Source organism: Bradyrhizobium sp. sGM-13 (assembly GCF_018398875.1).
GTDB lineage: Bacteria > Pseudomonadota > Alphaproteobacteria > Rhizobiales > Xanthobacteraceae > Bradyrhizobium.
The window spans coordinates 41,818-63,765 of the sequence record NZ_JAGWDK010000027.1; the positions used below are offsets into that span (position 1 = coordinate 41,818).

At 64.5% G+C, this 21,948-nt stretch carries 18 protein-coding genes and 1 tRNA gene; 8 read left to right on the top strand and 11 right to left on the bottom strand.

Annotated features, from left to right (window positions below; all coding sequences use genetic code 11):
- Positions 1 to 48: 48 nt before the first annotated feature.
- On the bottom strand, positions 49 to 1,302 hold the full coding sequence (locus KJQ96_RS30090) for a CaiB/BaiF CoA-transferase family protein (protein WP_213289982.1): 1,254 nt from the start codon (positions 1,300 to 1,302) through the stop codon (positions 49 to 51).
- An 8-nt stretch (positions 1,303 to 1,310) separates the two neighbouring features.
- On the bottom strand, positions 1,311 to 2,111 hold the full coding sequence (locus tag KJQ96_RS30095) for an enoyl-CoA hydratase/isomerase family protein (protein ID WP_213289983.1): 801 nt from the start codon (positions 2,109 to 2,111) through the stop codon (positions 1,311 to 1,313).
- A 124-nt stretch (positions 2,112 to 2,235) separates the two neighbouring features.
- Here KJQ96_RS30095 and KJQ96_RS30100 point away from each other — a divergent pair, with 124 nt between their 5' ends.
- The 5 genes from KJQ96_RS30100 (at position 2,236) to KJQ96_RS30120 (ending at position 7,524) form a co-directional block, all read left to right on the top strand.
- The gene (locus KJQ96_RS30100; RefSeq protein ID WP_213289985.1) at positions 2,236 to 2,898 is read left to right on the top strand and encodes a GntR family transcriptional regulator; all 663 of its coding nucleotides are present in this window, start codon (positions 2,236 to 2,238) and stop codon (positions 2,896 to 2,898) included.
- 279 nt (positions 2,899 to 3,177) lie between these two features.
- Positions 3,178 to 3,972: a Flp pilus assembly protein CpaB gene (gene cpaB, locus KJQ96_RS30105; RefSeq protein WP_213289986.1), complete on the top strand. Its 795-nt coding sequence runs from the start codon at positions 3,178 to 3,180 to the stop codon at positions 3,970 to 3,972.
- A 17-nt stretch (positions 3,973 to 3,989) separates the two neighbouring features.
- Positions 3,990 to 5,450 carry a type II and III secretion system protein family protein gene (locus tag KJQ96_RS30110; RefSeq protein WP_249734690.1) on the top strand — a complete coding sequence of 487 codons (1,461 nt, stop codon included), beginning with the start codon at positions 3,990 to 3,992 and terminating at the stop codon, positions 5,448 to 5,450.
- 41 nt (positions 5,451 to 5,491) lie between these two features.
- Positions 5,492 to 6,232: a CpaD family pilus assembly protein gene (locus tag KJQ96_RS30115; RefSeq protein WP_213289988.1), complete on the top strand. Its 741-nt coding sequence runs from the start codon at positions 5,492 to 5,494 to the stop codon at positions 6,230 to 6,232.
- The gene (locus KJQ96_RS30120) at positions 6,229 to 7,524 is read left to right on the top strand and encodes an AAA family ATPase (protein WP_213289989.1); all 1,296 of its coding nucleotides are present in this window, start codon (positions 6,229 to 6,231) and stop codon (positions 7,522 to 7,524) included. Before KJQ96_RS30115 ends, KJQ96_RS30120 begins: the two co-directional genes overlap by 4 nt.
- A 52-nt stretch (positions 7,525 to 7,576) precedes the next feature.
- Here KJQ96_RS30120 and KJQ96_RS30125 read toward each other — a convergent pair whose 3' ends face one another.
- From KJQ96_RS30125 to KJQ96_RS30160, 8 genes are all read right to left on the bottom strand, one after another.
- On the bottom strand, positions 7,577 to 8,404 hold the full coding sequence (locus tag KJQ96_RS30125; protein ID WP_213289990.1) for a tetratricopeptide repeat protein: 828 nt from the start codon (positions 8,402 to 8,404) through the stop codon (positions 7,577 to 7,579).
- A gap of 168 nt (positions 8,405 to 8,572) precedes the next feature.
- On the bottom strand, positions 8,573 to 8,818 hold the full coding sequence (locus KJQ96_RS41820; protein ID WP_028346170.1) for a PilZ domain-containing protein: 246 nt from the start codon (positions 8,816 to 8,818) through the stop codon (positions 8,573 to 8,575).
- A gap of 251 nt (positions 8,819 to 9,069) precedes the next feature.
- Positions 9,070 to 9,408, bottom strand: coding sequence for a lipid-A-disaccharide synthase N-terminal domain-containing protein (locus tag KJQ96_RS30135; RefSeq protein WP_213289991.1), 339 nt, complete (start codon positions 9,406 to 9,408; stop codon positions 9,070 to 9,072).
- Positions 9,408 to 10,148, bottom strand: coding sequence for a glycosyltransferase family 2 protein (locus tag KJQ96_RS30140; RefSeq protein ID WP_213290027.1), 741 nt, complete (start codon positions 10,146 to 10,148; stop codon positions 9,408 to 9,410). Before KJQ96_RS30140 ends, KJQ96_RS30135 begins: the two co-directional genes overlap by 1 nt.
- A gap of 74 nt (positions 10,149 to 10,222) precedes the next feature.
- Positions 10,223 to 11,068 carry a phosphatase PAP2 family protein gene (locus KJQ96_RS30145; RefSeq protein ID WP_213289992.1) on the bottom strand — a complete coding sequence of 282 codons (846 nt, stop codon included), beginning with the start codon at positions 11,066 to 11,068 and terminating at the stop codon, positions 10,223 to 10,225.
- A 1-nt stretch (position 11,069) separates the two neighbouring features.
- On the bottom strand, positions 11,070 to 12,812 hold the full coding sequence (locus KJQ96_RS30150; protein ID WP_213289993.1) for a glycosyltransferase family 39 protein: 1,743 nt from the start codon (positions 12,810 to 12,812) through the stop codon (positions 11,070 to 11,072).
- A 78-nt stretch (positions 12,813 to 12,890) separates the two neighbouring features.
- Positions 12,891 to 15,035: a penicillin-binding protein 1C gene (gene pbpC, locus KJQ96_RS30155; protein WP_213289994.1), complete on the bottom strand. Its 2,145-nt coding sequence runs from the start codon at positions 15,033 to 15,035 to the stop codon at positions 12,891 to 12,893.
- Positions 15,032 to 20,245, bottom strand: a complete 5,214-nt coding sequence (locus KJQ96_RS30160) for an alpha-2-macroglobulin (RefSeq protein WP_213289995.1) — start codon at positions 20,243 to 20,245, stop codon at positions 15,032 to 15,034. The genes pbpC and KJQ96_RS30160 overlap by 4 nt, the downstream gene beginning before the upstream one ends.
- 306 nt (positions 20,246 to 20,551) lie before the next feature.
- Here KJQ96_RS30160 and KJQ96_RS30165 point away from each other — a divergent pair.
- The 3 genes from KJQ96_RS30165 to KJQ96_RS30175 all read left to right on the top strand — a co-directional run bounded on the left by KJQ96_RS30165 (position 20,552) and on the right by KJQ96_RS30175 (position 21,375).
- Positions 20,552 to 20,628: transfer RNA gene (locus KJQ96_RS30165), tRNA-Arg, on the top strand.
- A 114-nt stretch (positions 20,629 to 20,742) separates the two neighbouring features.
- A complete protein-coding gene (locus tag KJQ96_RS30170; protein ID WP_213289997.1) occupies positions 20,743 to 21,000 on the top strand; it encodes a hypothetical protein in 258 nt (85 codons plus the stop codon).
- Positions 21,001 to 21,102: 102 nt separating this feature from the next.
- Positions 21,103 to 21,375 (top strand): DUF3551 domain-containing protein, encoded by a 273-nt coding sequence (locus tag KJQ96_RS30175; protein WP_213289998.1) that lies wholly within the window; start codon positions 21,103 to 21,105, stop codon positions 21,373 to 21,375.
- Positions 21,376 to 21,439: 64 nt separating this feature from the next.
- On the opposite strand, the gene KJQ96_RS30180 is transcribed toward KJQ96_RS30175, so the two are convergent.
- Positions 21,440 to 21,715: a hypothetical protein gene (locus KJQ96_RS30180; protein ID WP_213289999.1), complete on the bottom strand. Its 276-nt coding sequence runs from the start codon at positions 21,713 to 21,715 to the stop codon at positions 21,440 to 21,442.
- Positions 21,716 to 21,948: the final 233 nt, after the last annotated feature.

Below are 21,948 nucleotides of genomic sequence, written 5' to 3' on the forward strand. Positions count from 1 at the left end.
TCCTCCCCGTAGGCATTTCTTGTTGTCGTTCGTATTTTCGTTTTCTCGTCAGGCGACTTGCTCCTTGCGGCCGGCCGAGGCGGCAACGATCGCACCCTCCCGCTCGAACGCGTCGATCTGCGCCTGATCAAAACCATGTTCGCGCAGCACCTCGCGCGTATGCTCTCCATAAACAGGCGCGCCCGAACGCACCTTTCCGGGCGTCGCCGAGAATTTGACCGGCAGCCCGATCGTCTTCACCGGTCCGAGCGTCGAATGTTCGACCTCAACCACCATCTCGCGCGCGAGCGTCTGCGGATCGCTCAACGCTTCCAGCATGTCGTGCACGGGGCCGCAGGGCACGCCCTTCTCGTCAAGTGCCGCCAGCCAATGCGCCCGCGTCTGTTTGCGGAAACGCCCGCTCAATTCGGCTTCGAGCTCCTTCAGATTCGCCATGCGGTCGGAGCCGTTGACGAAGCGCGGGTCGTAAGCCAGCTCCAGCGCGCCAAGCGCTTCAAGCATCAATAGCCAGTGCTTCTTGTTGGCGCCGCCTACCACGAGCCAGCCATCGGATGCCTCGAACGCCTGATACGGTGCGTTGAGCGGATGGGCCGAGCCCATGGCGCGCGGCGCCATGTTGCTGGCGAGCGCAATGGTCGACTGCCAATAGGTCTGAACCAGCGCCGCCTCGTAGAGCGAGGTCTCCACCCATTGCCCTTCACCGGTCTTGAGCCGGTGCGAATAGGCGGCAAGGATGCCCATGCTGGCGAGGAGTCCAGCCGTGATATCGGACAGCGGCGGGCCGCATTTCACCGGCGGACCATCCGGCCGTTCGCCCGTGAAACTCATGATGCCGCTCATCGCCTGGGCGACCAGATCGAAGCCCCGGCGATGCTTGTACGGGCCGGTTCGGCCGAAACCGGAGAGCGAGCAATAGATCAGCGCCGGAAAATCCCGATGCAGCTCCTCATAGCCGAAGCCTAACCGTTCCATCGCGCCCGGCGCGAAATTCTCGACCAGCACGTCGGCGTCAGCGATCAGCCGCCGCAGCACTTCCTTGCCGCCTGCGGTCTTCAGGTCGAGCACGATGCCCCGCTTGTTGCGGTTCATCATCAGGAAGGAGGCCGCCTCGTCGCCGATCTTCGGTGGCACCGAGTGCCGCGTGTCGTCGCCATTTGGCCATTTCTCGATCTTGATGACATCGGCGCCCATGTCGGCCAGCATCAGCGTGCAGGTCGGTCCCGCCATCACATGGGTGAGATCGATGACCTTGAGGCCGACAAGCGGCCCCGAACGCGGCGTCGTGTCGTTTTGAAGGGACATGCGGGCTCCTATTGGCCGCGCCATTGCGGCGCACGCTTGGTGAGAAACGCGTCGAGCCCTTCACGGAAATCCTGGCTGGTGTAGCACATCAGGATGAGGTCCTCGCCCTCCTCGCGCGTCAGCCGTTTCTGCAGCCGGGCGACTGCCTGCTTGGTCGCGCTCAGCGTGAGCGGCGCGTTGCCGGCAACGAGCCGTGCGATCTCGTCGGCGCGCCTGTCGAGCGCGGCCAGATCATCGACGATCTCGTTGAGCAGGCCCACCGAGGCCGCCTCCTCGGCTTCGACAAGCCGTGCCGTGAAGATCAGATCCTTGACGCGCGCCGGGCCGATCAACGCGGTGATGCGGCTGACATTCGACATCGACAGGCAGTTGCCGAGCGTGCGCGCGATCGGAAACCCCATCCGCGTGCTTCTTGTGCCGATGCGGAGGTCACAGCATGCCGCTATTCCCGCGCCGCCGCCGGTGCAGGCGCCATTAATAGCGGCAATGGTCGGCACCCGGCATGTTTCGAGGATGCCGAGCACGCGGTCGATGCGGTTCTCGTAGTCGAGCCCATCCTGCGGCGCCTTGAAGGCCCGGAACTGGTTGATGTCGGTGCCCGCTGCAAACGCCTTGTCGCCGGCGCCCCGCAGCAGCAGCACCTTGATCGCGCGGTCGCGGTTGGCGCGCTCGCAGATCTCGGCCAGCCGCTCGTACATCGCGAAGGTGAAGGCGTTGCGCGCCTGCGGTCTGTTGAAGGTTACCCGGCCGATACCGTCATCGAGGGCAAACAGGAGGTCATCCTCCCCTACAGTCGCGTCCTGATCCATGCCGCCGGCCCTTTCTTAATCGACCTTAACCAATTCTGAATGCAAAAAGGTGGTTTATCAAGCTGTAACCAGCCGAACTCCGATGATATAATCTATTTTTGCATTCAAATTGGGTCCTTACGGGATGCTTCATGAGGAAGTCGTAGGCCGCGTCCGCGCCATGTTGCTCGATGGCGAGATCCCGCCGGGCGCGCGGATTCCCGAGCGCGACCTCTGTGAAAAGCTGCAGATCTCGCGCACGCCGCTGCGCGAAGCCCTCAAGGTGCTCGCCGCCGAGGGCCTGGTTCAATTGCTGCCGAACCGCGGCTCGCGCGCGGCCAGGCTGACCGACAAGGACATGCGCGACCTGTTCGAGGTGTGCCAGGGGCTCGAAGCGCTGGCCGGCGAACTCGCCTGCGAGCGCATCACCGATGCCGAGGTCGCCGAGATCGCCGCCGTCCACGCCGCGATGGTGCGGCACTACGGCGATCGCGACCTTCTCCAATACTACCGCTGCAACCGCACCATCCACGAGGCGATCATCGCCGCGGCCGGCAACCCGGTGCTGTCGGGCCTATATGAATCCGTCACGGCCCGCATTCGGCGTGCGCGCTACGTCACGCCGATGACACCGCGGCGCTGGGCGCTGGCCGTGCAGGAGCACGAAGCGATCCTCAATGCACTCCAACGCCGCGACGGCGTGGGGCTGTCGCATATCTTGCGCGCGCATCTGCGCCACAAGCGCGAGGAAGTCTTGCAGGCCGGCTTCGCGGAGACCGAGCCGCAAGATGAGGCTCGCGCGTCGTAGCAGCGTCTGGCCTGACGCGGATTCGCATCCGAAGCGCCCATCCATCTCTACCCGCATTCGGCCGTTGCTACGCCCACGCCGAGACGACCCCGGTGTTTTGCGGAGCGGTTTTCCCAAAACGATAACTACCCGTTCACCATGACGGCGAATCCCGCCGTGCGATCGACCAAATAATTCAACCCTCAAGTTCCCTTATACCTTTGATGCCTAGTCATACCTCCGGGGATGGCTGCCATTGCCGTGCAGTTGGGGCCTCCCTGCGTAAGAGTAGTAAAGCGTATGAACATCGCACGTGTCGTCGTTCTGACCATCGCATTGAGTGCCGGCGGCGTTGCCGCCTATCTCGCCCGTGGCACCGAAGAACAACCCCGCCCGGCGGCCGAACCGGTCGCACAGTTGCCGACGGTGGAAATCCTGGTCACGAAGTCCGACATCGGGCTCGGCCAGCCAGTCAAGGCCGAGGATCTGCAATGGCAGGCCTGGCCGGCCGCGACCGCCGGCAGCAATCTGATCAACCGCGCCAGCAAGGCCGAAGCTATCAACGAAATCGCCGGCTCGATCGCGCGCAGCCCGTTTTTCGCTGGTGAGCCGATCCGCGAACAGAAACTGGTCAAGGCCAATGGCTCCGGCTTCATGGCAGCCATCCTTCCGACCGGCTCGCGGGCGCTCTCAACCGAGATCTCGCCGGAAACCGGCGCCGGCGGCTTCATCCTGCCCAACGACCGTGTCGACGTCATCCTCTCCAAGCGTGACAAGAATCCGGACGGCAAGGGAGCCGACGTCGTCATATCGGAAATCATTCTCTCCAACATCCGCGTGCTGGCGATCGATCAGGCGCCGAAGGAAAAAGAGGGCAGCAACTCCCTCGTCGGCCGCACCGCCACACTCGAACTAAAGCCCGAGCAGGCCGAGACGCTGGCGCGCGCGCGCCAGACCGGCACGCTATCGCTCGCGTTGCGCAGCATCACCGACGCGGCGGCCGAAGGCCGCTCCGAGGAACAGGCTCAAAAACGAAGCGAGAGCGTCAACGTGGTTCGCTACGGGATCGCCAATCAAACGACGGCACAGAAGTGACCGAAAGGACGCCCGATATGAAGTTTGGGGAAAATCAGTCAGCGATGCGAACCGTGGCGGTGCGCACCCTGTTATTGTCGGCTGTCGCCGCGCTGACGCTCGGGCCGCTGCTGCCCGTGGTCGCAGCCGAGTCCGACAAGGATCCGGTGACGACGTCTGCCATCGGCCCGGTCAAGATGCGCTTCCTATCGCTGGGCATCGGCAAGTCGGTTGTCGTCGACCTGCCGCGCGATGTGAAGGATGTGCTGGTCGCCGACCCAAAGATCGCCAACGCCGTCATTCGCTCCCCGCAACGCGCCTATATCATCGGCGGCGCCGTCGGCCAGACCAACGTGGTGTTTTTCGACGGTGACGGCCAGCAGATCGCCTCCTACGACATCGCAGTCAAGCGTGATCTCAACGGTGTGCGCGCCGCGCTGCGGCAGTCGTTGCCGGGGATTCAGATCGAGGGCGTCGGCGACAGCGTGCTGCTGACCGGCTCGGTTTCGAGCCCAGTCGAAGCCCAGCAGGCTGGCGAGATCGCCGCCCGGCTGGTCGGCGGATCCGAGAAAGTCGTCAACTCGATCGTCGTTCGCGGCCGCGACCAGGTGATGTTGAAGGTCACTGTCGCGGAAGTCCGGCGGGATGTCGTCAAACAGATGGGTGTCGATCTCAGCGCCCAATTGAATGTCGGCAATACGACTGTGAATTTCAACAATACCAATCCCTTCACTGCAAACAACGCGGCCCTCGTCCCCGGCAATGGCCTGGGCATAGCAGCCGGCACGATGCCGTCGGTCCAGGCGGTGCTTCGCGCGATGGAAAAGGCCGGTGTCGTGAAGACGCTCGCCGAACCCAATCTGACAGCGATATCAGGCGAATCCGCAACGTTTATCTCGGGCGGTGAATTTCCCATTCCAACCGGCGTGAGCTGCCAAACAACAACGGATGGTGGCATCGGAAATTGCGTCCGGACCGTCAGCTTCAAGAAGTTCGGCATCTCGCTCAACTTCACGCCGGTCGTACTGTCCGAGGGACGGATCAGCCTGCGGGTGATGACGGAAGTCTCGGAAGTCTCGACCGAGAACTCTCTGAGCGGCGGCGCAGGTGGGACAACCATTCCCTCGATCAAGACCCGCCGCGCCGAGACGACGCTGGAAATACCCTCCGGCGGTTCGATAGCGATGGCCGGCCTGATCCAGGAGCAAACCAAGCAGGCCATCAACGGGCTGCCGGGGCTCGATCAATTGCCGGTGCTGGGCGCGCTGTTCCGTAGCCAGGACTTCGTCAACAACCAGACCGAGCTGATGGTCATCGTGACGCCCTACGTCGTGCGCGCGGTCGCGCAGAAGGAGCTGTCGCGGCCCGACGATGGGTTTGCGCCGGCATCCGACTCCCAATCCACGCTGCTCGGGCGTATCAACCGGATCTACGGCGTCGCCGCTCGCATCGATCCCGTCAGTGACGTCCAGGGCAATTTCGGCTTCATCATCGATTGAGACCGCAGAACTGTTCACCGAGTGGGGACGAGGACAGAACGATGACAACGAAAATTCCGCTCCATCGCGTCAAGGCTTTGGGCATTCTTGGTGCCCTCCTCGGCCTTTCGGCGGCGCTCGGGGCCTGCACGCCGCAGACCGCGGAAATCGTGACCGCCAGCGTATCAGATGATTACCGCCACCGTCATCCGATCGCCGTGACCGAAGCCAACCACTCGATCGTCGTGTTCGTGGGTCATGCCCGCGGCGGCCTCTCCGGGCCGCAGCGCACCGACGTCATGGGCCTGGCGCGGACCTGGGCGCGCGAAGGCACTGGCGCGATCATTGCGGACGTCCCGATCGATACGCCCAATGCCCGCGCGGCTGCGGCGACGTTTCGGGAAATCCAGTCGGTGCTAATGGCGGGCGGCGTGCCCTCGCGCGCCATCACGCTGCATCACTACCGTCCCGACGATATCAGGACCTTGCCGACGATCAGGCTGAGCTATCCGAAGATCAAGGCGGTGGCCGGTCCGTGCGGCCTGTGGCCGCAAGACCTCGGCCCGAACATCGACAACGTCGCCTACAACGAAAACCGCCAATACCATAATTTTGGCTGCGCCACCCAGCGCAACCTGGCGGCGATGATCGACAATCCGGCGGACCTCGAGCAGCCGCGTCCAGAGACCGCCGCCTACACGCCGCGGCGCAGTATCGCCTTTGACAAATATCGCAAGGGCGTTGCGACCGAGACCACCTACCCCGAAGCCGACAAGGCCAAACTCAGCGATACAGGCAAATGATCAGCCGCGTCTTTCAAAACTCCGACGATCAACTGGACGACACGCCGGCGCAGCCCGAGGAATATATCTCGCCGGCGCCGCGCGTATCGGTACAGGCCTTTTGCGCCAGTGTGGCGATCGCAACCGCGGTGCGCGCGGCGAGCGAAGACCGTCGTCTCGGCAAGGCGCACCTGTCGGTTCACATGGGCGGCATTGCCGCCGCCATCGACGCCTACCACACGGCGCCGACGCCGAACGTGATCTTGCTGGAGACCGAACCCGGCAGCGATATCCTCGAAGGGCTCGATGAACTCGCGACCGTCTGCGACGCGGGAACGCGCGTCGTCGTGATCGGCAGCGCCAACGATGTCACGCCCTATCGCGAACTGGTGCGGCGCGGCGTCAGCGACTACGTTACCGGACCGATCGAACCCATCGACGTCGTGCGCGCAATATGCGGCCTGTACGCGGCCTCCGAGGCCGTGGCCGTCGGCCGCATCGTCGCCGTCGTCGGCGCCAAGGGTGGCGTCGGTGCATCCACCGTCGCGCATAACGTGGCCTGGACGATTGCGCGCGATCTTGCGCTCGATTCGGTCGTGATCGATCTCGACCTTGCCTTCGGCACCGCCGGCCTCGATTACAATCAGGATCCGGTTCAGGGCATTGCCAATGCCGTCTTCCAGCAGGAACGGCCGGACTCCGCCTTCATGGAGCGTCTGCTGGCGAAATGCGCCGATCGCCTCAACCTGTTGGCGGCGCCGGCAACCCTGGACCAGGTCTACGATTTCGGCGCCGACGCATTCGATGCGATCTTCGATACGATGCGCATGACGACTCCCTGCATCGTGCTCGACGTTCCCCACCAATGGTCGGCATGGACCAAGCGCACGCTGGTCGGCGCGGACGACATTCTGATCGTCGCCGAGCCTGACCTCGCCAATATGCGCAACGCCAAGAACATGCTGAACGTGCTGAAGGCGGCACGGCCCAACGACCGCCCGCCGCTTTATTGCCTGAACCAGGTTGGCATGCATAAGCGTCCGGAGATCTCCACGCGCGAATTCGCCAAGGCAATCGAGAGCCAGCCGATCGCGGCCATTCCGTTCGATTCGAAGATGTTCGGCACCGCCGCCAACAACGGCCAGATGATCGCGCAGATCGCCGCCAAGCATCGCACCACCCAGATGTTCCTGCAGATCGCGCAGCGCATGACGGGCCATGCCGTGACCAAGCGGTCGCGGACTTCGTTCCTGGCACCGATCATCAAGAAGCTGCAGGGCGCGACGGCCCGCAGGGCCGCGAGCAAGGGATAACGGCGCAGCGGCGTTGGCCGCTGACGCTGATCAGAACAGGTAGAGTGCTAGCCTAGTCGATGCGTCGGGCGGAGGCGATCGGCATCTTGTCGGCCTCGGCCCGCGCGTTCTCCTTGTCCTTTCGCGCCAGCATCCGCTTCAATTGCGCAATGTTGGCTGCCGCCTCGGCGGGCGGCAGGTCGGCCTTGACGATCTTTTCTGCCTCGGCAAAACGACCCTGCAGGCCGACCGCCAGTGCAAGATTGGCGCGCACGCGCGGATCGGTCCCGGCCAGGCTGTGGGCGCGGCGCAGCGTCTCCTCGGCCCTGGCCAGATCCTTCGAAAGCACGTAGGACAGTCCGAGATTGGACAGCACCGACGGATGGTCGGGCACGATTTTCAGCGCGCTCGCATAGTATTGCCGCGCCTCCTCGTATCGGCCGAGTTGATCCAGAGTTGCTCCCTGCGCCGACAGCAGCCGCCAATCGGGATCGTCGGGGCTGTGGGCGCGGCCGAGCACGTCGAAAGCCTGCTGGAAATTGCCGTTATCCGCCAGCGCGCGGCCGTAGGCTGCGAGCAACAGCTTATTGCCCGGATGGGCGATGGAGGCCTGTTCGAGCACCGCAACCGCCTGCGACCGCTGCCCTGTCGCGCGAAGCGCCTTACCATATTTCAGCGCCGCGTCGGCATCCTTCGGATTGGCGCGATAGCGTTCTTGGTAAAGTTGGATATCGCGGCGCGGATCGGTGGCGTGGTCAGTGTCGGCCTTCTCGCCGATCGAACCGGTAATGTCTGACAGTCCCGAGGTCTGGCAGCCGCCAAGCCCCAACGCCAGGATCAGGGTCGACGTGCACGCAAGGAGCCGCGTGACGTGGGGCGGATGGGACAATTTCTGGAGCATGTAGCGGGACTCACGGCGGCGACTGTCCCAGAAGTGTTCACAGCTTAACCCTAAGTTCCGGTTAAGCTGGGCCGCTTTTGCGGTAATTGGCGACCTTTGCGGCCGGCTGCCGCCGGGCATGCGCGTGCCGGTCCGCTCCCGGGCCGACCGCACCAGCGGGGCGATGGCCTAGTCGAGGAATTGCGCGCCGAGTTCGCAACCGATCCGCCAGGCCAGCTTGCACTGACGCGGCCTTCCCTCCGAAAAGATCACCGTGAATTCGGGAGGAATTTCGGGATATTCGGCGATGATCTTCACGCCCCCATCCGACATGTCCGTAATCATGCAGTCGCGCGGCAATCCGCCGGTCGCAAACTGTATTTTCGCAAAGTTTCTGCACGCACGTCGTTCGCTTCTGCGGCGATTCGCTAACATGTCTACCCTGGCCTTGCTGGAGTGATTCACCCGAAGGTGCCCTCAGCTTTACCGAAGAATTGTTGGAATTGACCTAGCGCAACGGCTCGCAATGTAACTGATACGTTCGAATTCCGTTTACCGAATCCGGAGCCAAGACCTTCGAACCAAGGCCTTCGAGCACCGGCAAGCCACGATCGAGCAGCGTCCGTGCAATGCAATTTTCGGCAAATTAAAGGGTTGATCGCGACGCGGCGCCGAGCCGCTGACGGTCAGCGATCGAACGTCTTCGAGGCAGTGGCACGGTTCTTCACGATCAGCATGATGTTTCTGATGTAGATGATCGTGGCCAGCGACTGGCCGATGATGATCACGGGCTCGCGCTTGGCGATGCCGTAGATCAGCGTCATCATGCCGCCTCCCATCGAGAAGAGCCAGAACGCCATCGGCACCACGCTCTGTCCGGCCCGTTCGCTCGATATCCACTGCACCAGGAATCGCGCGGTGAACAGCAATTGCGCGATCAGCCCAAACGCCAGCCAGAAATCGAACTTGGCGACGAACACGTCGTAGAGATAGTCGCCGAGCGCCTGGCCAAATTGAATCAGCATCAGCGAACCTCGATCGCAACGGGCGTCGACTTCTTGCGCCGGATCAGCCACCACACGCCGGCGAGATCCATGATCCCGATCCACAACCGGTCAAAGAAGCCGTAATTGGACACGCCGGATTGGCGCGGGCGGTCGATCACGTCGACGTAAGCGATGTCGAAACCTTCGCGGCGCACCAGCGCCGGCAGGAACCGATGCAGCCCGTCGAAATAGGGCATCGACAGGAACACTTCGCGCGGGAACGCCTTGAGCCCGCAACCGGTATCGCGGGTACCGTCGCGCAGGATCGCGTTGCGCACGCCGTTGGCGATCCGCGACTGCAGTTTCTTGAAGCCGGTGTCCTTGCGCCCGACGCGTTGGCCTGCCGCGAGGCCGACGCGACCGTCGCCTTTTTCGACGGCCGCGATCAGGTCCGGCAGGAACGCCGGATTGTTCTGTCCGTCGCCGTCGAGCGTCGCCACGATGGCGCCGCGCGCGGCCCGCACGCCGCTGCGCACCGCTGCCGATTGCCCGGACGAGGCGGCGTGCTTCAGTTGCCGAAGCTGCGGATATTGTTTCATCATCGCCGCCAGCCGCTCGGCGGTCGCATCCGTCGAACCATCGTTGACGTAGATGATCTCGTAGGCCCAGCGGGTGCCGAGCGCGCTGACCATTTCCGCCATCAGCGGCACGACGTTGTCCGCCTCGTTGCGTACCGGTACGACGATTGAAACGGCGACCGCATCTCTGTCGGCAGGTATCAAATCGGCACTCGTCTGGTTGGTTTGGAAGGACCCGGAACCGGGCGTATCGGGCCGTCTGGCGGCGTCCGCTTTTATGGGGCGAAAGCGCCCCGGGCAACCCTTTTGAGGCGCCCGGACGAGGGCCCGGCAAGGGACACGATGCTGCCGTCGCGCTGGATCGCAAATCCGAGCCGGCGGGCCGCAAACCAGTATCGCACGAACATTGCACCGACGATGCCGATCAGTGCCCCGGCAACCACGTCACTCGGATGGTGGGCGACCAGCACCAGACGGGTCGCCGCAATGATGAGGGCATAGACGGCCATCGCAAAGCGAGCCTTCGGCCAGATGACGGACACGGCGAAAGCGAGTGCAAAGGCGGTCGTGGCATGGCCGGAAGGAAAGCTGTAGTAGGCCGGGTTGCCCGCGAAGTGCGAGAAGTGGAAGGCATTGGCCTCGCCGCCGACAAATGGCCGACCGCGACCGATGCTGTATTTCAGCACCTCGGTGACCACACTGGACACGGCGACGGCGCAGAAGATGAACTGCAGCCGTGTTCCGAGACCGAGCAGCAGTGACCGTCTGATGCCATGCAAGGCCGGTGCGGCGATCGCGACCGCGATCAGCAATCCTCCCAGCCCCGCCAACACATATTCGTCCTTGCCGAAATCGGTGAGAATGCGGACCCACCACAGCGAGGGCGTACCGCGCTTTGGCATCTGGGTGATTTCCCATGCGTCGATCGCAAACATCAGCACCACGATCGCCGCGCCGAGACCTGCCGAGATCCACAAGGCGTGACGCGCCGCGCGGCGAGCCGCTTCGGCTCGCCGCGAATGCGACGGCGACCGTACGAGCTGCGCCAATGACAGCCACGTCAGCGTGGAGAAACGCGCGAGATAGTTTTTGGAATCGTCGACAGAAGGGCTCGCAGCCATCTTACTCCGTGCCTTCCGAGCGAAAGATGGCGATCGAGATCGCCTTGCCCTGCGAGATGTTATAGCCCTCGATCCGCGTCGCCACGTTGTAGCGCAGCCCGATCGCTTCGGCGCGCTGGACGAAGGCGCGTTCGGTGCGCGATTCCACCAGCGCGAAGCGGCAACTGCCCTGCCCGAGGAAATCGGCCGCGCCGGATCCGTCGGTGAGCAGCGTACCGGTACCGGTCATGAAGACGAGGCTCGGCTCGTGGAAGCCCGCGGCTGCCGCCTTCGGCCCGACGCAGACCACGTTGCGAAGGGCGCGCGCAATCTCGGCGCTTGGAAACATGGCGGTCAGCGATGGCATGACGATGCCGTAGATTCCGACCGCCAGAAACATCGCCGCGACAATGGCATTCAGCAGCGAGCGCTCGGCGCGGCTGTCCTCGAACATCCACCACGCGATCAGGCCGAAGATCATCGCTGCCGCCAGGAAGGGCCAGGCCGGAAATGCCGGGTAGTGCGTCAGCTTGATGGCGCCGATGACGGCGATCACGGATGCCCCGGCCGGAATGACAAACCACCAGGCCGCGCCGCGCATCAGCCAGGACCGCGACAGCACGCGGCGCTCCAGCGCGCCGGCGGTGAGGATCGCAATCGCCGGATAGAGCGGCAGCACGTAATGCGGCAGCTTGGTCAGCACCAGTTCGAACACGATCCATGACGGAACCAGCCACGCCAACAGATATTGCGCGCCGGGCTCCCGCCGCGCGCGCCATACCGCTGGAGCCGCCATTCCCGCCAGCGCCGCGCCCGGCCAGAACGTGACCCAGAACAGCAGCAGATAGAGGCCGGGCGGCGCGCCATGGGATTCCTGCGCGCCGAGCTTGCTCAGCATGTCGCCGCCGAGCGAATTGGAGAAAAAGGCCTCGCCCGCGCGCCAGAAGATCGCAACGAACCAGGGCAGCACCAGCACCAGCGTCCACATCAGCCCCCAGACCGGGCGCAGCCGCCAAAGCCATGCCGCCGAGCGATCGAGGATCGCGAGCGCCAGGATGGTCAAGCCGACGAACATCAGGATCAGCGGTCCCTTGAGCAGGATGCCGCCGGCCAGCGCCGTCCAGAAGATCGCCGGCGGGGCCCAGGGCGGACGCGCCGGATCCTCGCCCCGCTGCCAGGACAGATACACCCGCGCCATTGCCCCCATCGCGGCGACAACGGTCAACAGCAGCATCGCGTCGGTTTTGGCTAGCCTTGCTTCGGCGCCGAGCAGGACGGAACTGCACATCATCAGTGCTGCCAGCGCGGCCCCGCGCCGCGTGACAAAGGCGAGCGCCGCCCAGTAGGTCAGGAGAACCGCGCCGATGGCCCCGATCAGGGAGGGAATCCGGTAAAGCCAGATGCGCAACTGCGCGCGCGGCAGGCCGATCGATGAGGCGGTTTCGACCACGGCGGCCTGTAGCCAGTAGATGCCGACCGGCTTCTTGTAGCGGACGTCGTCCTGGAAGCGGATGTCGACGAAATCGCCGCTCTCGACCATCTGCTTGGTCGCCTGCGCAAAGCGCGCCTCGTCGCGGTCGATCGGCGGAATGTTGAAGAATCCGGGCAGGAAAAGCACGATACCGCAGAGCACCAGAAACGCGATCGCGCGAAAATGGTTCGCGGTGGCATAGTCGAACACAACGGCCAGCCTGCGACCGGAATGTGCAGGTTTTACAGGCTGTTGGCCCGATCCGAAGCGTGGGGGGTGCAAGGTTTCCACCATGCTGTTCGCATACGATGAAACCGCAGTGCAAACAACACCGCAAGTCCCCCTAAGTCGTGGTCAACAGAGCGTTTTTCCTTACTGTACCCGGATGACCACGGTATCGGCGGCGCCGGTCGCATCGATCACGGTCAGCCGGGCAAAGCCCGGTCCGGGCGGATCGACCAGGTGCTGGCGACGGCTGTCGATCTCGCCGACTGAAGCGCCGTTTATCATGATGGTCAGCGGCAGCATGCCGCCGGCGACCTTGACCGGCATCGCGGCGGCCTGCCCATCGCTTGAACGGTCGACATCGATGCGCGAACCGTTCAGGGGAAACTGGATGCGCGGCGCAGAATCGCTGCCAGTCCGGATCAGTTCGCCGACCGGACGGAACCGCCGCAACGGCAATGGCAGCTTGGCGTTGCTGGCGATCAGCGCGCCCTTCGGCGGCTTCGGCAGCGCCGCCGGGATCTTTCCGGTGCGCGCAAAGGCGTCGAACAGGATCGGCGCGGCGGCGGTGCGGCCGACCAGGCCCGGCACCGGCGCGCCGTCGGGGCGCCCGACCCACACGCCGATCGTGATGCGGCCATCGAAACCGACCGACCACGCGTCGCGATAGCCGTAGCTGGTGCCGGTCTTGAACGCGATTTTATTGTGCACGCCGTTTTCCGGCGGCGGCGTGCCGAGCAATACATTCCCGACGTGCCACGCGGCAGCCTGGTCCATCAGCCGCAGCGGTTCGCGATCATCCTTCGCCAGCACGATCTCGCGCAGCGGCCGCGCCGCGCCCAGCCGCGCTAGCCCGGCGTAGAGCTGAGCCAGGTCCTGCAAGGTAACGCCGACGCCGCCAAGGCCCATCGCAAGGCCCGGCGCTTCGTCCTTCGGCAGCACGAGATTGCCGCCGGCCTGTTTCAGCCGCGACGACAGCCGGTTGGAGCCGACGCGGTCGAGCAGCGCGATCGCCGGCACGTTCAGCGAGAGTTGCAACGCCTTACGCACCGGCACGGTGCCCTGGAACATCATGTCGAAATTTTCTGGCGCATAGGAGCCGAAGCGGATCGGGCGGTCGTCGATCAGGCTTTCGGGGTGCACAAAGCCATCCTCGAACGCGAGCCCGTAGATGAACGGTTTTAGCGTCGATCCGGGCGAGCGCACGGCGCGGGTAATGTCGACCTGTCCGGCGCGGCGCTCGTCGAAATAATCCGCCGAGCCCACACGCGCCAGCACGTCGCCGGTTTCGTTGTCGACCGCGATGATGGCGACGGAAATATTCGGCCCCTGCACCACGGCACGGTCGCGTGCCAAGGCCTCCAGCGTTTTCTGCAAGCCGGAATCCAGTGTGAGCTTGATCACCGGCGTATCTTTCACCGTCGCCATCGCGGCATCGGAGGAATGCGGCGCCAGGATCGGCATCGGCTTGCGCAGCCGCGGCACCGCCGCCGCCTTGGCCTGCGCCGCGTCCTCTTGCGACACCACGCCGTCCTCGACCATCCGTGCCAGCACGCGGTCGCGCGCGGTGTGGGCGGCTTCCGGATGACGGTCGAGCCGGCGGCGTTCCGGCGATTGCGGCAGCGCGACCAGCAATGCGGCTTCAGCGAGTGAAAGCCGCTTCGGCTCCTTGCCGAAATAGGCAATGGATGCGGCGCGGATGCCTTCGAGATTGCCGCCGAACGGCGCCAGCGCCAGATAGAGATCGAGGATTTCGTCCTTGCTCAGTTGCCGCTCGAGCTGGACCGCGCGCACCATCTGGCGCAGCTTTGCGTAGACCGAGCGCTCGCGCCGCGGCTCCATCAGCCGCGCGAGCTGCATCGTAATCGTCGAGCCGCCGGAGACGATATGGCCGCGCATTACAAGCTGCAGCGCGGCCCGCCCTAGCGCCAGCGGATCGACGCCGCCATGTGACCAGAACCGGCGGTCTTCATACGCGAGTAGCACCCTGAGATATCCGGGATCGACCGCGGTCTTTGCGTCCACCGGCAACCGCCAACGTCCGTCGGCCATCGCATAGGCGCGCAGCAGCTTGCCGTTGCGATCGACGATGGTGGTGGAGACTTTGCGCGCCTCTTCCAGCGGCAACGGACCCAGCGAGTAGACCCAACCGGCAAAGGCGGTCGTGACGACAACGAGGATAAAGGCCAGCGTTACGGCAATCCGGAAAAAGCGGCGAGGTCCAATACCACCGTCATGGCCGGGCTTGCCCGGGCATGATGATTGAGATTGTGGTGACACTGCGTCGCTCATTTCGCCGGACGCACCTCGACCGAGCCGGTGCCGGTACGGCCGTAGCGCGAGGGGTTGTACATGTCCTCGACATAGGCCTGCGGCAGCACGTATTTGCCGGGCGACACCGCACGCACGATGTAGGCCACCGTGAACACCGACTGGTCGTCGCTGGCACGGTCGATCGCCGCGGTGAAGCGGTCGTCGCGGAACTCGGTATGCTCGGGCTCCTCGCCGTCCTCGATCCAGTCCAGCGTGCCGGAGTCACCGGACGACACCAGGCGCGGGTTGTCGATCTCGAGACCGGCCGGCAGATAGTCGGCCACCATGATGTGCCCGTGTTCCGGCTTGGCCTCAGTGATCTTCAGCACCACCGCAAAACGATCGTTCTGCTTGGCCTTGGTGACGTCGGCGGGCTTGCCGTCAAGCGTGAAGTAATTGCGCTCGATCTTGAAGCCGTTGGAAGCCGCCGGCTCCGGCGTAACCGGCGAGCCCGAGACCGAGACTACCGCCTGCAGCGGCGCATCGCCGGTGTTGGTGATCTTGACCGGCTTACCGGCCACCGCCTCGGCCTTGTAGCTGCGATAGACGGCGGCCTTGACCGGCGATCCGTCGATATCGAGCGCCAGCGTTTCCTTCGACAGCGCCCGCGCGGCCAGCACCATCCACGCATTCTCCTGCGTGGATGTGTAGGGCGTCAGCCCGCGCGCCGCTTCGACCCGCTGAACGGCCTGTGTCAGTGTCGCCCGCGGCGCGTTGCCTTCGCTGGCGAGCGAGACCAGCGCCGCTGCGTCGCGCAGTGCCGAGCCATAATCGACGCGGCCGAACTCGATTACCGGTCTTGGCGCCAGCGCATCGAGTGCCGCCGCATAGACCCGTTCGGCCCGCGTCTTGTCGCCGACCAAGGCCAGCGCCGCGGCGAGCTGCGATTTCGCAATCGGCGTCGCGAGATTATTTAGCTTAGTATCGGCGAGATAGCGGAGATCGCCGATCGGCGCTGCGCCGTTGCGGGCGAGCACGTAGAGGCCGTAGGCCAGATCGCGGCCGCCGTCCTTTTCCGGCTGGTTGGCATTGACCACGGAGTTGCGGATGCGATCCAGCGCGTTCTTGAACAACACGTCCGGCACCGCAAAGCCCTTTTCGCGGGCCCGCGTCAGGAAGTCCGTCACATAGGCATCGAGCCAGGCGTCTTCGCCGCCCGCCGACCACAGGCCGAACGAGCCGTTCGAGCCCTGCCGCGCCAGCAGCCGTTCGATGGCGTCCTTGATGCGCTGGTCGACGGCGGTATCCATCGCCAGGTGCGCGCCGGCTGCCAGATCATTGACATAGAGCAGAGGCATCGCGCGGCTCGTGATCTGCTCGGAGCATCCGTGCGGATAGCGATCCAGCGCCTTCAAAATGGTCGCCGCATCGAGTGCGGTGGACAGGCTGACCGACAGCGACACGCTGCCGGTGCCCGACACGAGGTCGGAGAACATGTCCGATGTCAGCGTCAAGCTTTCGCCTTTAGCCAGCGTCCGTATCGAGCGCCGCGCCAGCACCTGCGTCGCCGCCTTGACGTCGAGCGCATAGTGCCGTGCCAGCGTCAGGCCGTTCGGGTTCTTGATGTCGACGTCGAGATTGGCAGTGCCGGCGCCGTCGGCATCGAGCGCCAGCGACATCGAGGTCCGCTGCTTGGCGACGAGTTTGATCGTCGTGGCCGGATTACCCGTCACCTTCACGGGTCCCGACGTCTTCACACTGATGCTGTAGTCGCCAGGGGCGCCCTCGACATTGTCGAGGTCGAAACTCATGGTGCCCTTGTCGCCATTGAGCAGGAAGCGCGGCAGCGTCGCCGTCAGCACGACGGGATCGCGCACCGTGACATCGATGGTGGCACGGCCGAGCTTGGTTGCCGTCCACCCCACCGCCATCACCCGCGCAGTACCGGCGAATTCCGGGATGTCGAAACTGATCTCGGCGGTGCCGTCGGCGCCAACCGTGACGATGCCCGAATAGAGCGCGAGCGGCTTCTGCGTGGGCGGCGAGCCCTGCATCTCGGCGCCGGCGGAATCGCCGCCGGTCCTGATTTGGCCGCGGGTACCCTGCATGCCATCGATCAACTGCCCGTAGAGGTCGCGGATTTCGGCCGTCAGGCGGCGCTGGCCGAGATAATAGTCATCGGGTGCCGGCGGCTTGTAATTGGTCAGGTTGAGGATGCCGACATCGACCGCGGCAACCACGATCTTGGCGTCCTCGCCGGGATTGAGCCCGCCCAGCTTGACCGGGATCTTCAAGGTGCTGCCGGGCCGAACCAGCGGCGGCGGCGACAGCGCGACCTGCAGCGTGCGCGCCTTCTTGTCGATCCCGAACCACTTTAAGCCGATCGCCCGTCCCGGCATCCGCAGCGCCGCCGCGTCCAGCGGTCGCCGCAGCGTCGCCAGCACATAGGCGCCGGTGCCCCAATCCTTGCCGACCGTCAATTTGACCTGCTGGGTGCCTTCCTTGACGTCGACGGTTTGCGTGGTCAGGAGGCGGTCGCCGAGCACGTTGACCGTGAGCTTGCCGGCGGTGCGGGCATTGACCGACACCACCATGGTGTCGCCGGAGGCGTATTCCGGCTTGTCGATCGAGGTCTCCAGCAGGTCCGGCGTATCGGCGCTGCCGTCGGAATACCAGCCAACATCGAACTGCACCGAGGTGATCGGGCCATCCGCCTCGTTCGATTTGACGTCGAGGCGGTAGCGGCCGGGCTCCGGCGCGACCGACACCCGCGCCGCTTTGTCTGATTTCAGCGCCAGGTCGCCGTCGGCAACGCGCTTGGTCGATTTGACCGGCTCATATTCCCAGGACGAATTCTGCCGATACCACTGATAGCGGGACTCCATCTTCAGGAGCTCGTAGCGCAGGCCGTCTCGCGACAGTTGCTTGCCGTCCGGGCTGACGAAGACCACGTCGAACTCGGCCTTGTCGCCTTCAGCGACGCTCTTGTCGCCGAACAGCGGCTTGATGCCGATCTGGGCCGCGGTCGGCGCCACGGGGAGCACCAGCTTGCGCTCAACGGCGCGGCCGCCGGTCTCCACCATCCGGATGAAGATCTGCGCCTCCTGCGGCTGAGTCGAGGTCGGCGTCTTCGCCAACGATACCGGGAAGGTCGCCACACCGTTGGCGTCGGCCTCAGGCAGGTTCTCGATCGGGGTGCGCTCGTTGGAAGCGGTTTCCTCGTCCTCCACGCCGAAGTGATAGCCGGGATAGCCGGGCCGCCCGGCGGCCGCTGGGGCGACCAGCATGTCGCCTTCGAGCTGCAGGCCCGACGCCGGCGCACCATAAAGGAATTTGCCAGCGACCTTCAGCTCAACCGGAGTCTCAGCCTTGATCACCTTCTCCTTGGCCGAGACATCGAATTCGATCCGTTCGGGGATGTAGTCCTCGACCATGAAGGTGGTTTCGCCCACAGCCGAGCCCTTGGGGTCGGTAAAGGCGCGCACCCGCCAGGTCCCGGTCGGGACCGCCGAATTGAGCGGCACGGCCATGGAGCGGCCGCCCGCGCCCTGGTCGGGAAGCTGGGCGCGGCGGAATTCGACGCCGTCCGGCCGCTCGATCACCAGCGTCAGCGGCCCGCCGGCCATGGCGTTACCCTGCCCGTCGCGGAGCAGTGCAGTCAGGTAGACCGTCTCGTTCGACCGGTAGACGCCGCGCTCGGCATAGACGAAGGCATCGGCGCCAGGCGGCACGACCCGTCCCGACACGCCGCGGTCGGTGAGATCAAAGGCGTTGGTCTTCAGGCTGAGGAAGGCGTAGTCCGCCTTCTCGCTCATCACCGTCAGCAGCGCCGGCGACAGCCCGCCCTCGCCGCGCGCAAGCCCCGCCTCGAACAGCACGTGGCCGGCATCGTCGGTCTTGCGCGTGGCCAGGATCTCGTTGTTGCGCGCGACCAGCCGCACTTCGGCCTTGGCGACCGGGTCGGTCGAAGCCAGCGAATTGACAAAGACATGGATGCCGTCATTGCCGGAAAACGCTGTTAGCCCCATGTCGGAGACGATGAACCACTGCGTCGCCAGCGTGCCGTCATCGTCGCTGCTGCTGCCCGGGCCCTTGGCGACGGCCGTCATCACGTAGACGCCGGGCTGCAGGTCTCCAAGCGTCTGGTCGACCGGGAAAGCCGTCACCACGTCCTGGTTCAGCGTCGAGGCGGTGGCGAGATCGCCGGACCAGACCTTGACGCCGCGCTCGTTGCGGAGATCGGAGAGCTGGTAGCTGGAAAGCGTCTTCTGGAAATCGCTGTCGACCACCGTGTTGATCAGGTTACGGTCGCCGATCCGGAACACGTTGACGTTCACCGAGGGCGTATTGACGCTGACCAGCGGAATGCCGCGCTGGCCGGTGCGCGGCAGCACATAGGCGCGGCCGGTGAACCGCACGAACGGCTTGCGGTCGCGGACGTAGATGTTGAACTCGGCCGATTTCGGCAGGCTCTCCTTCACCGTGGACGGCAGGCCGGCGCGCAGGTTGATGTTGTAGCGCTCGCCATGCTTCAGCCCGTCGACGCAGAGCTGCTTGCCTTCGCTCGTCAGCGCCGGCTTGTCGGTGCCGGCCTGCGCCACGAACGGCGCGAAATCGACCCGCTTGGCGAGGTCTTCGGAGAACTGGAAACAGGCGCGCGGCGAGGCGCCGTCGGAATCTACGGTATAGTCGAGCAGCCGGAAGCCGTGCTGGTCCCGCATCTTCTCGTATTGGCCGCGGACCTCGGCGACCTCGCGCATGTCGAGCGACAGCCGCAACGCATCCAGTGCCGGGCGCCACAGCTTGCGCTCGGACATCGCCCTGCCGAGCACGGCCAGCGCATCAGCCTCCTCGGCCTGGTTGCCGGCGCGCTGATAGGCGATGTAGGCCGCGGTCGAGGCGCGCTCGTAGAGGAAGGTCTGTTCGCTGGAGCTGGCGGCGCGGATCTGGAAGATGGTCTTGGCAAGCCTCAGCCAGTTGGCGCTATCTTCCGGCGTGGTGGCTGCGATCTGGCCGAGGATCTGCAGGCCCACCCGGAAGTCAGAACGCTTGAAGGCGCCGTCGGCGTCGTTGCGCAGCGTCGCAGAGGATTTCGCCACCGGCCCCGCCTCGCTCTTGATCTGGGCCTCCAGCTTCACGGCCGAATCGGTCAGCTCATCTCGCTTGAATGCCTTGTCCGCGGCCCCCGCCGCCGTCAGGCCAAGCGCCAGCGTGGCGCAAATCACTGTGGCGCGAACCAAACCGATCATGATGGGCTCCTTGCCGCGGACAGATGCCGCGTAACGACCAAAAAGGCGCGAAAAGGTGACGGACTGATGGCGGTGGTGCAGGCTTGCGGAAGGGTCGCATGCATGAATCAGGCAGTCCAAACGGTCACGGCCGTCCCGTAGCGGACGGTCAGCGGGGAGGCATGTATATTGGGGCAGGCCCGAGGCTACGGCCCGCCGTCTGGCTTTGTCGCAGCCTTGAGGAAATCGGTTCGACCGTCTTGGCGGGAAGGCGGATTTTTCATATTGGCAGTGGTAGAAAGGCTAAGGCGGCGAGACCGCCCCGACGGTCCCATAGCTCAACTGGATAGAGTAACGGATTTCTACTCCGTGGGTTGCAGGTTCGAATCCTGCTGGGATCGCCACTACCATTTCGCGGTTTTCCGCAATTTCGACTTCATTCTCGTCTCGGTTGGATTCCCGGCTTATGATGCCGGCCAGCGATTGCTTCCGTTGCCCTGACAAAGGATGCGGACGTCATGCCAAAAAAGGGAATCACCGGCCACGACGAATGGGTCGTCACAGAAGCGCTGGCGACGGCGCTGGTTGCGCTTGAGCAGCTCGAGCCGACCCAGCAGTCGCGCCAGCAGATGGACGATATCCGGAAGCTCTTGGCGGCCAATTGTCAGCCTGGGACCCTCAACCTGCATCTCGCCCAGGCCAAGTGCCGGCTGAACCCCCATGCCGATCGCGCCGTCATCTATCGCGAGTACGGATTTCAGGACTGGGAAGTCTGAACGGCGAGTGTGCTACCTGCTGGAATAAGCTCGGAGCGCTGGTGTTCTGTCGTGCGGAGACGTCCGCGATAATTCTGCGAGGAAGGCTGGGAGGATATTGGGATGAAACTGCCGCACGCACCCGCCACGGCAATAGCTCTGACGATCTTGGCCGCGACGATCGCCCTGCCCGCGCCCGCCCGAGCCCAGACCTACGATCCGAGCTATCCCGTTTGCCTGCAGGTCTACCAAGGCTTCGTGGACTACTATTTCGAGTGCCACTATCGAACGATGGCGCAGTGTCAGGCGTCGGCATCGGGCCGCCCCGCGCAATGCGTCGTTAACCCGTACTATGCCGGGCGCGGCAAGCGCCAGAAGCGGTACCAGTCCTATTGAGAATCGGTTCGCTTCGATCGGCGGCGCTCGGCATGGCTCGCACCTCGCCGCTCCCGCCCCCTGTTCACCAGCCGTAGCTGCCGAGCGCCAGCGGCCTTCGTGGTGCCCTAGCCGTTCGCGTCGTGTCGGACTGCAGGCAGCGCCGGGCCGCTTCGATCTCTGCATCGCTCGCGCCCTTGCTCCGTGCCCATTGCTCTGCGGCGGGCGCACTGTATTTCGCCACGTAGTAGCGCACGACCGGACACGAAATTCGACGCAAGACACCGGACTGGTCCCCCGCATATCCGGCGCTTGATGTACCCAGACACAGCGCCAGCACACACATCCAACGTAAGGCCATGTGATTCCCCTCTCTGTGTCAGAGGGCCATGGCTTTCAGCAACGCATCAAGCCCGATTGTGAGTTCCGCCAACGGAACGGTCGGAGCTGTGCTTAAGCCGCAACTATTGCCGTCGTGACGGCGCCGCTCCGCCCGATGAACGCGACTTTCTACGATCGTTAAAATTGATTGTTTACGAAAAAGGCCGAACCTGATTGCCGCCCTGGGACAATCCGTTAGCCTCTGCTTGCCAG

Bases quoted from the DNA above. Each gene is read 5' to 3' on its own strand.
- KJQ96_RS30175 (WP_213289998.1), top strand. From the start codon at position 21,103: ATGAAACTGCCGCACGCACCCGCCACGGCAATAGCTCTGACGATCTTG.
- KJQ96_RS30180 (WP_213289999.1), bottom strand. From the start codon at position 21,715: ATGGCCTTACGTTGGATGTGTGTGCTGGCGCTGTGTCTGGGTACATCA.
- KJQ96_RS30145 (WP_213289992.1), bottom strand. From the start codon at position 11,068: ATGGCTGCGAGCCCTTCTGTCGACGATTCCAAAAACTATCTCGCGCGT.
- KJQ96_RS30160 (WP_213289995.1), bottom strand. From the start codon at position 20,245: ATGATCGGTTTGGTTCGCGCCACAGTGATTTGCGCCACGCTGGCGCTT.
- KJQ96_RS30135 (WP_213289991.1), bottom strand. From the start codon at position 9,408: ATGCTGATTCAATTTGGCCAGGCGCTCGGCGACTATCTCTACGACGTG.
- KJQ96_RS30125 (WP_213289990.1), bottom strand. From the start codon at position 8,404: ATGCTCCAGAAATTGTCCCATCCGCCCCACGTCACGCGGCTCCTTGCG.
- cpaB (WP_213289986.1), top strand. From the start codon at position 3,178: ATGAACATCGCACGTGTCGTCGTTCTGACCATCGCATTGAGTGCCGGC.
- KJQ96_RS30090 (WP_213289982.1), bottom strand. From the start codon at position 1,302: ATGTCCCTTCAAAACGACACGACGCCGCGTTCGGGGCCGCTTGTCGGC.
- pbpC (WP_213289994.1), bottom strand. From the start codon at position 15,035: ATGAGCGACGCAGTGTCACCACAATCTCAATCATCATGCCCGGGCAAG.
- KJQ96_RS30110 (WP_249734690.1), top strand. From the start codon at position 3,990: ATGAAGTTTGGGGAAAATCAGTCAGCGATGCGAACCGTGGCGGTGCGC.
- KJQ96_RS30150 (WP_213289993.1), bottom strand. From the start codon at position 12,812: ATGGTGGAAACCTTGCACCCCCCACGCTTCGGATCGGGCCAACAGCCT.
- KJQ96_RS41820 (WP_028346170.1), bottom strand. From the start codon at position 8,818: ATGTTAGCGAATCGCCGCAGAAGCGAACGACGTGCGTGCAGAAACTTT.
- KJQ96_RS30095 (WP_213289983.1), bottom strand. From the start codon at position 2,111: ATGGATCAGGACGCGACTGTAGGGGAGGATGACCTCCTGTTTGCCCTC.
- KJQ96_RS30100 (WP_213289985.1), top strand. From the start codon at position 2,236: ATGCTTCATGAGGAAGTCGTAGGCCGCGTCCGCGCCATGTTGCTCGAT.
- KJQ96_RS30115 (WP_213289988.1), top strand. From the start codon at position 5,492: ATGACAACGAAAATTCCGCTCCATCGCGTCAAGGCTTTGGGCATTCTT.
- KJQ96_RS30120 (WP_213289989.1), top strand. From the start codon at position 6,229: ATGATCAGCCGCGTCTTTCAAAACTCCGACGATCAACTGGACGACACG.
- KJQ96_RS30170 (WP_213289997.1), top strand. From the start codon at position 20,743: ATGCCAAAAAAGGGAATCACCGGCCACGACGAATGGGTCGTCACAGAA.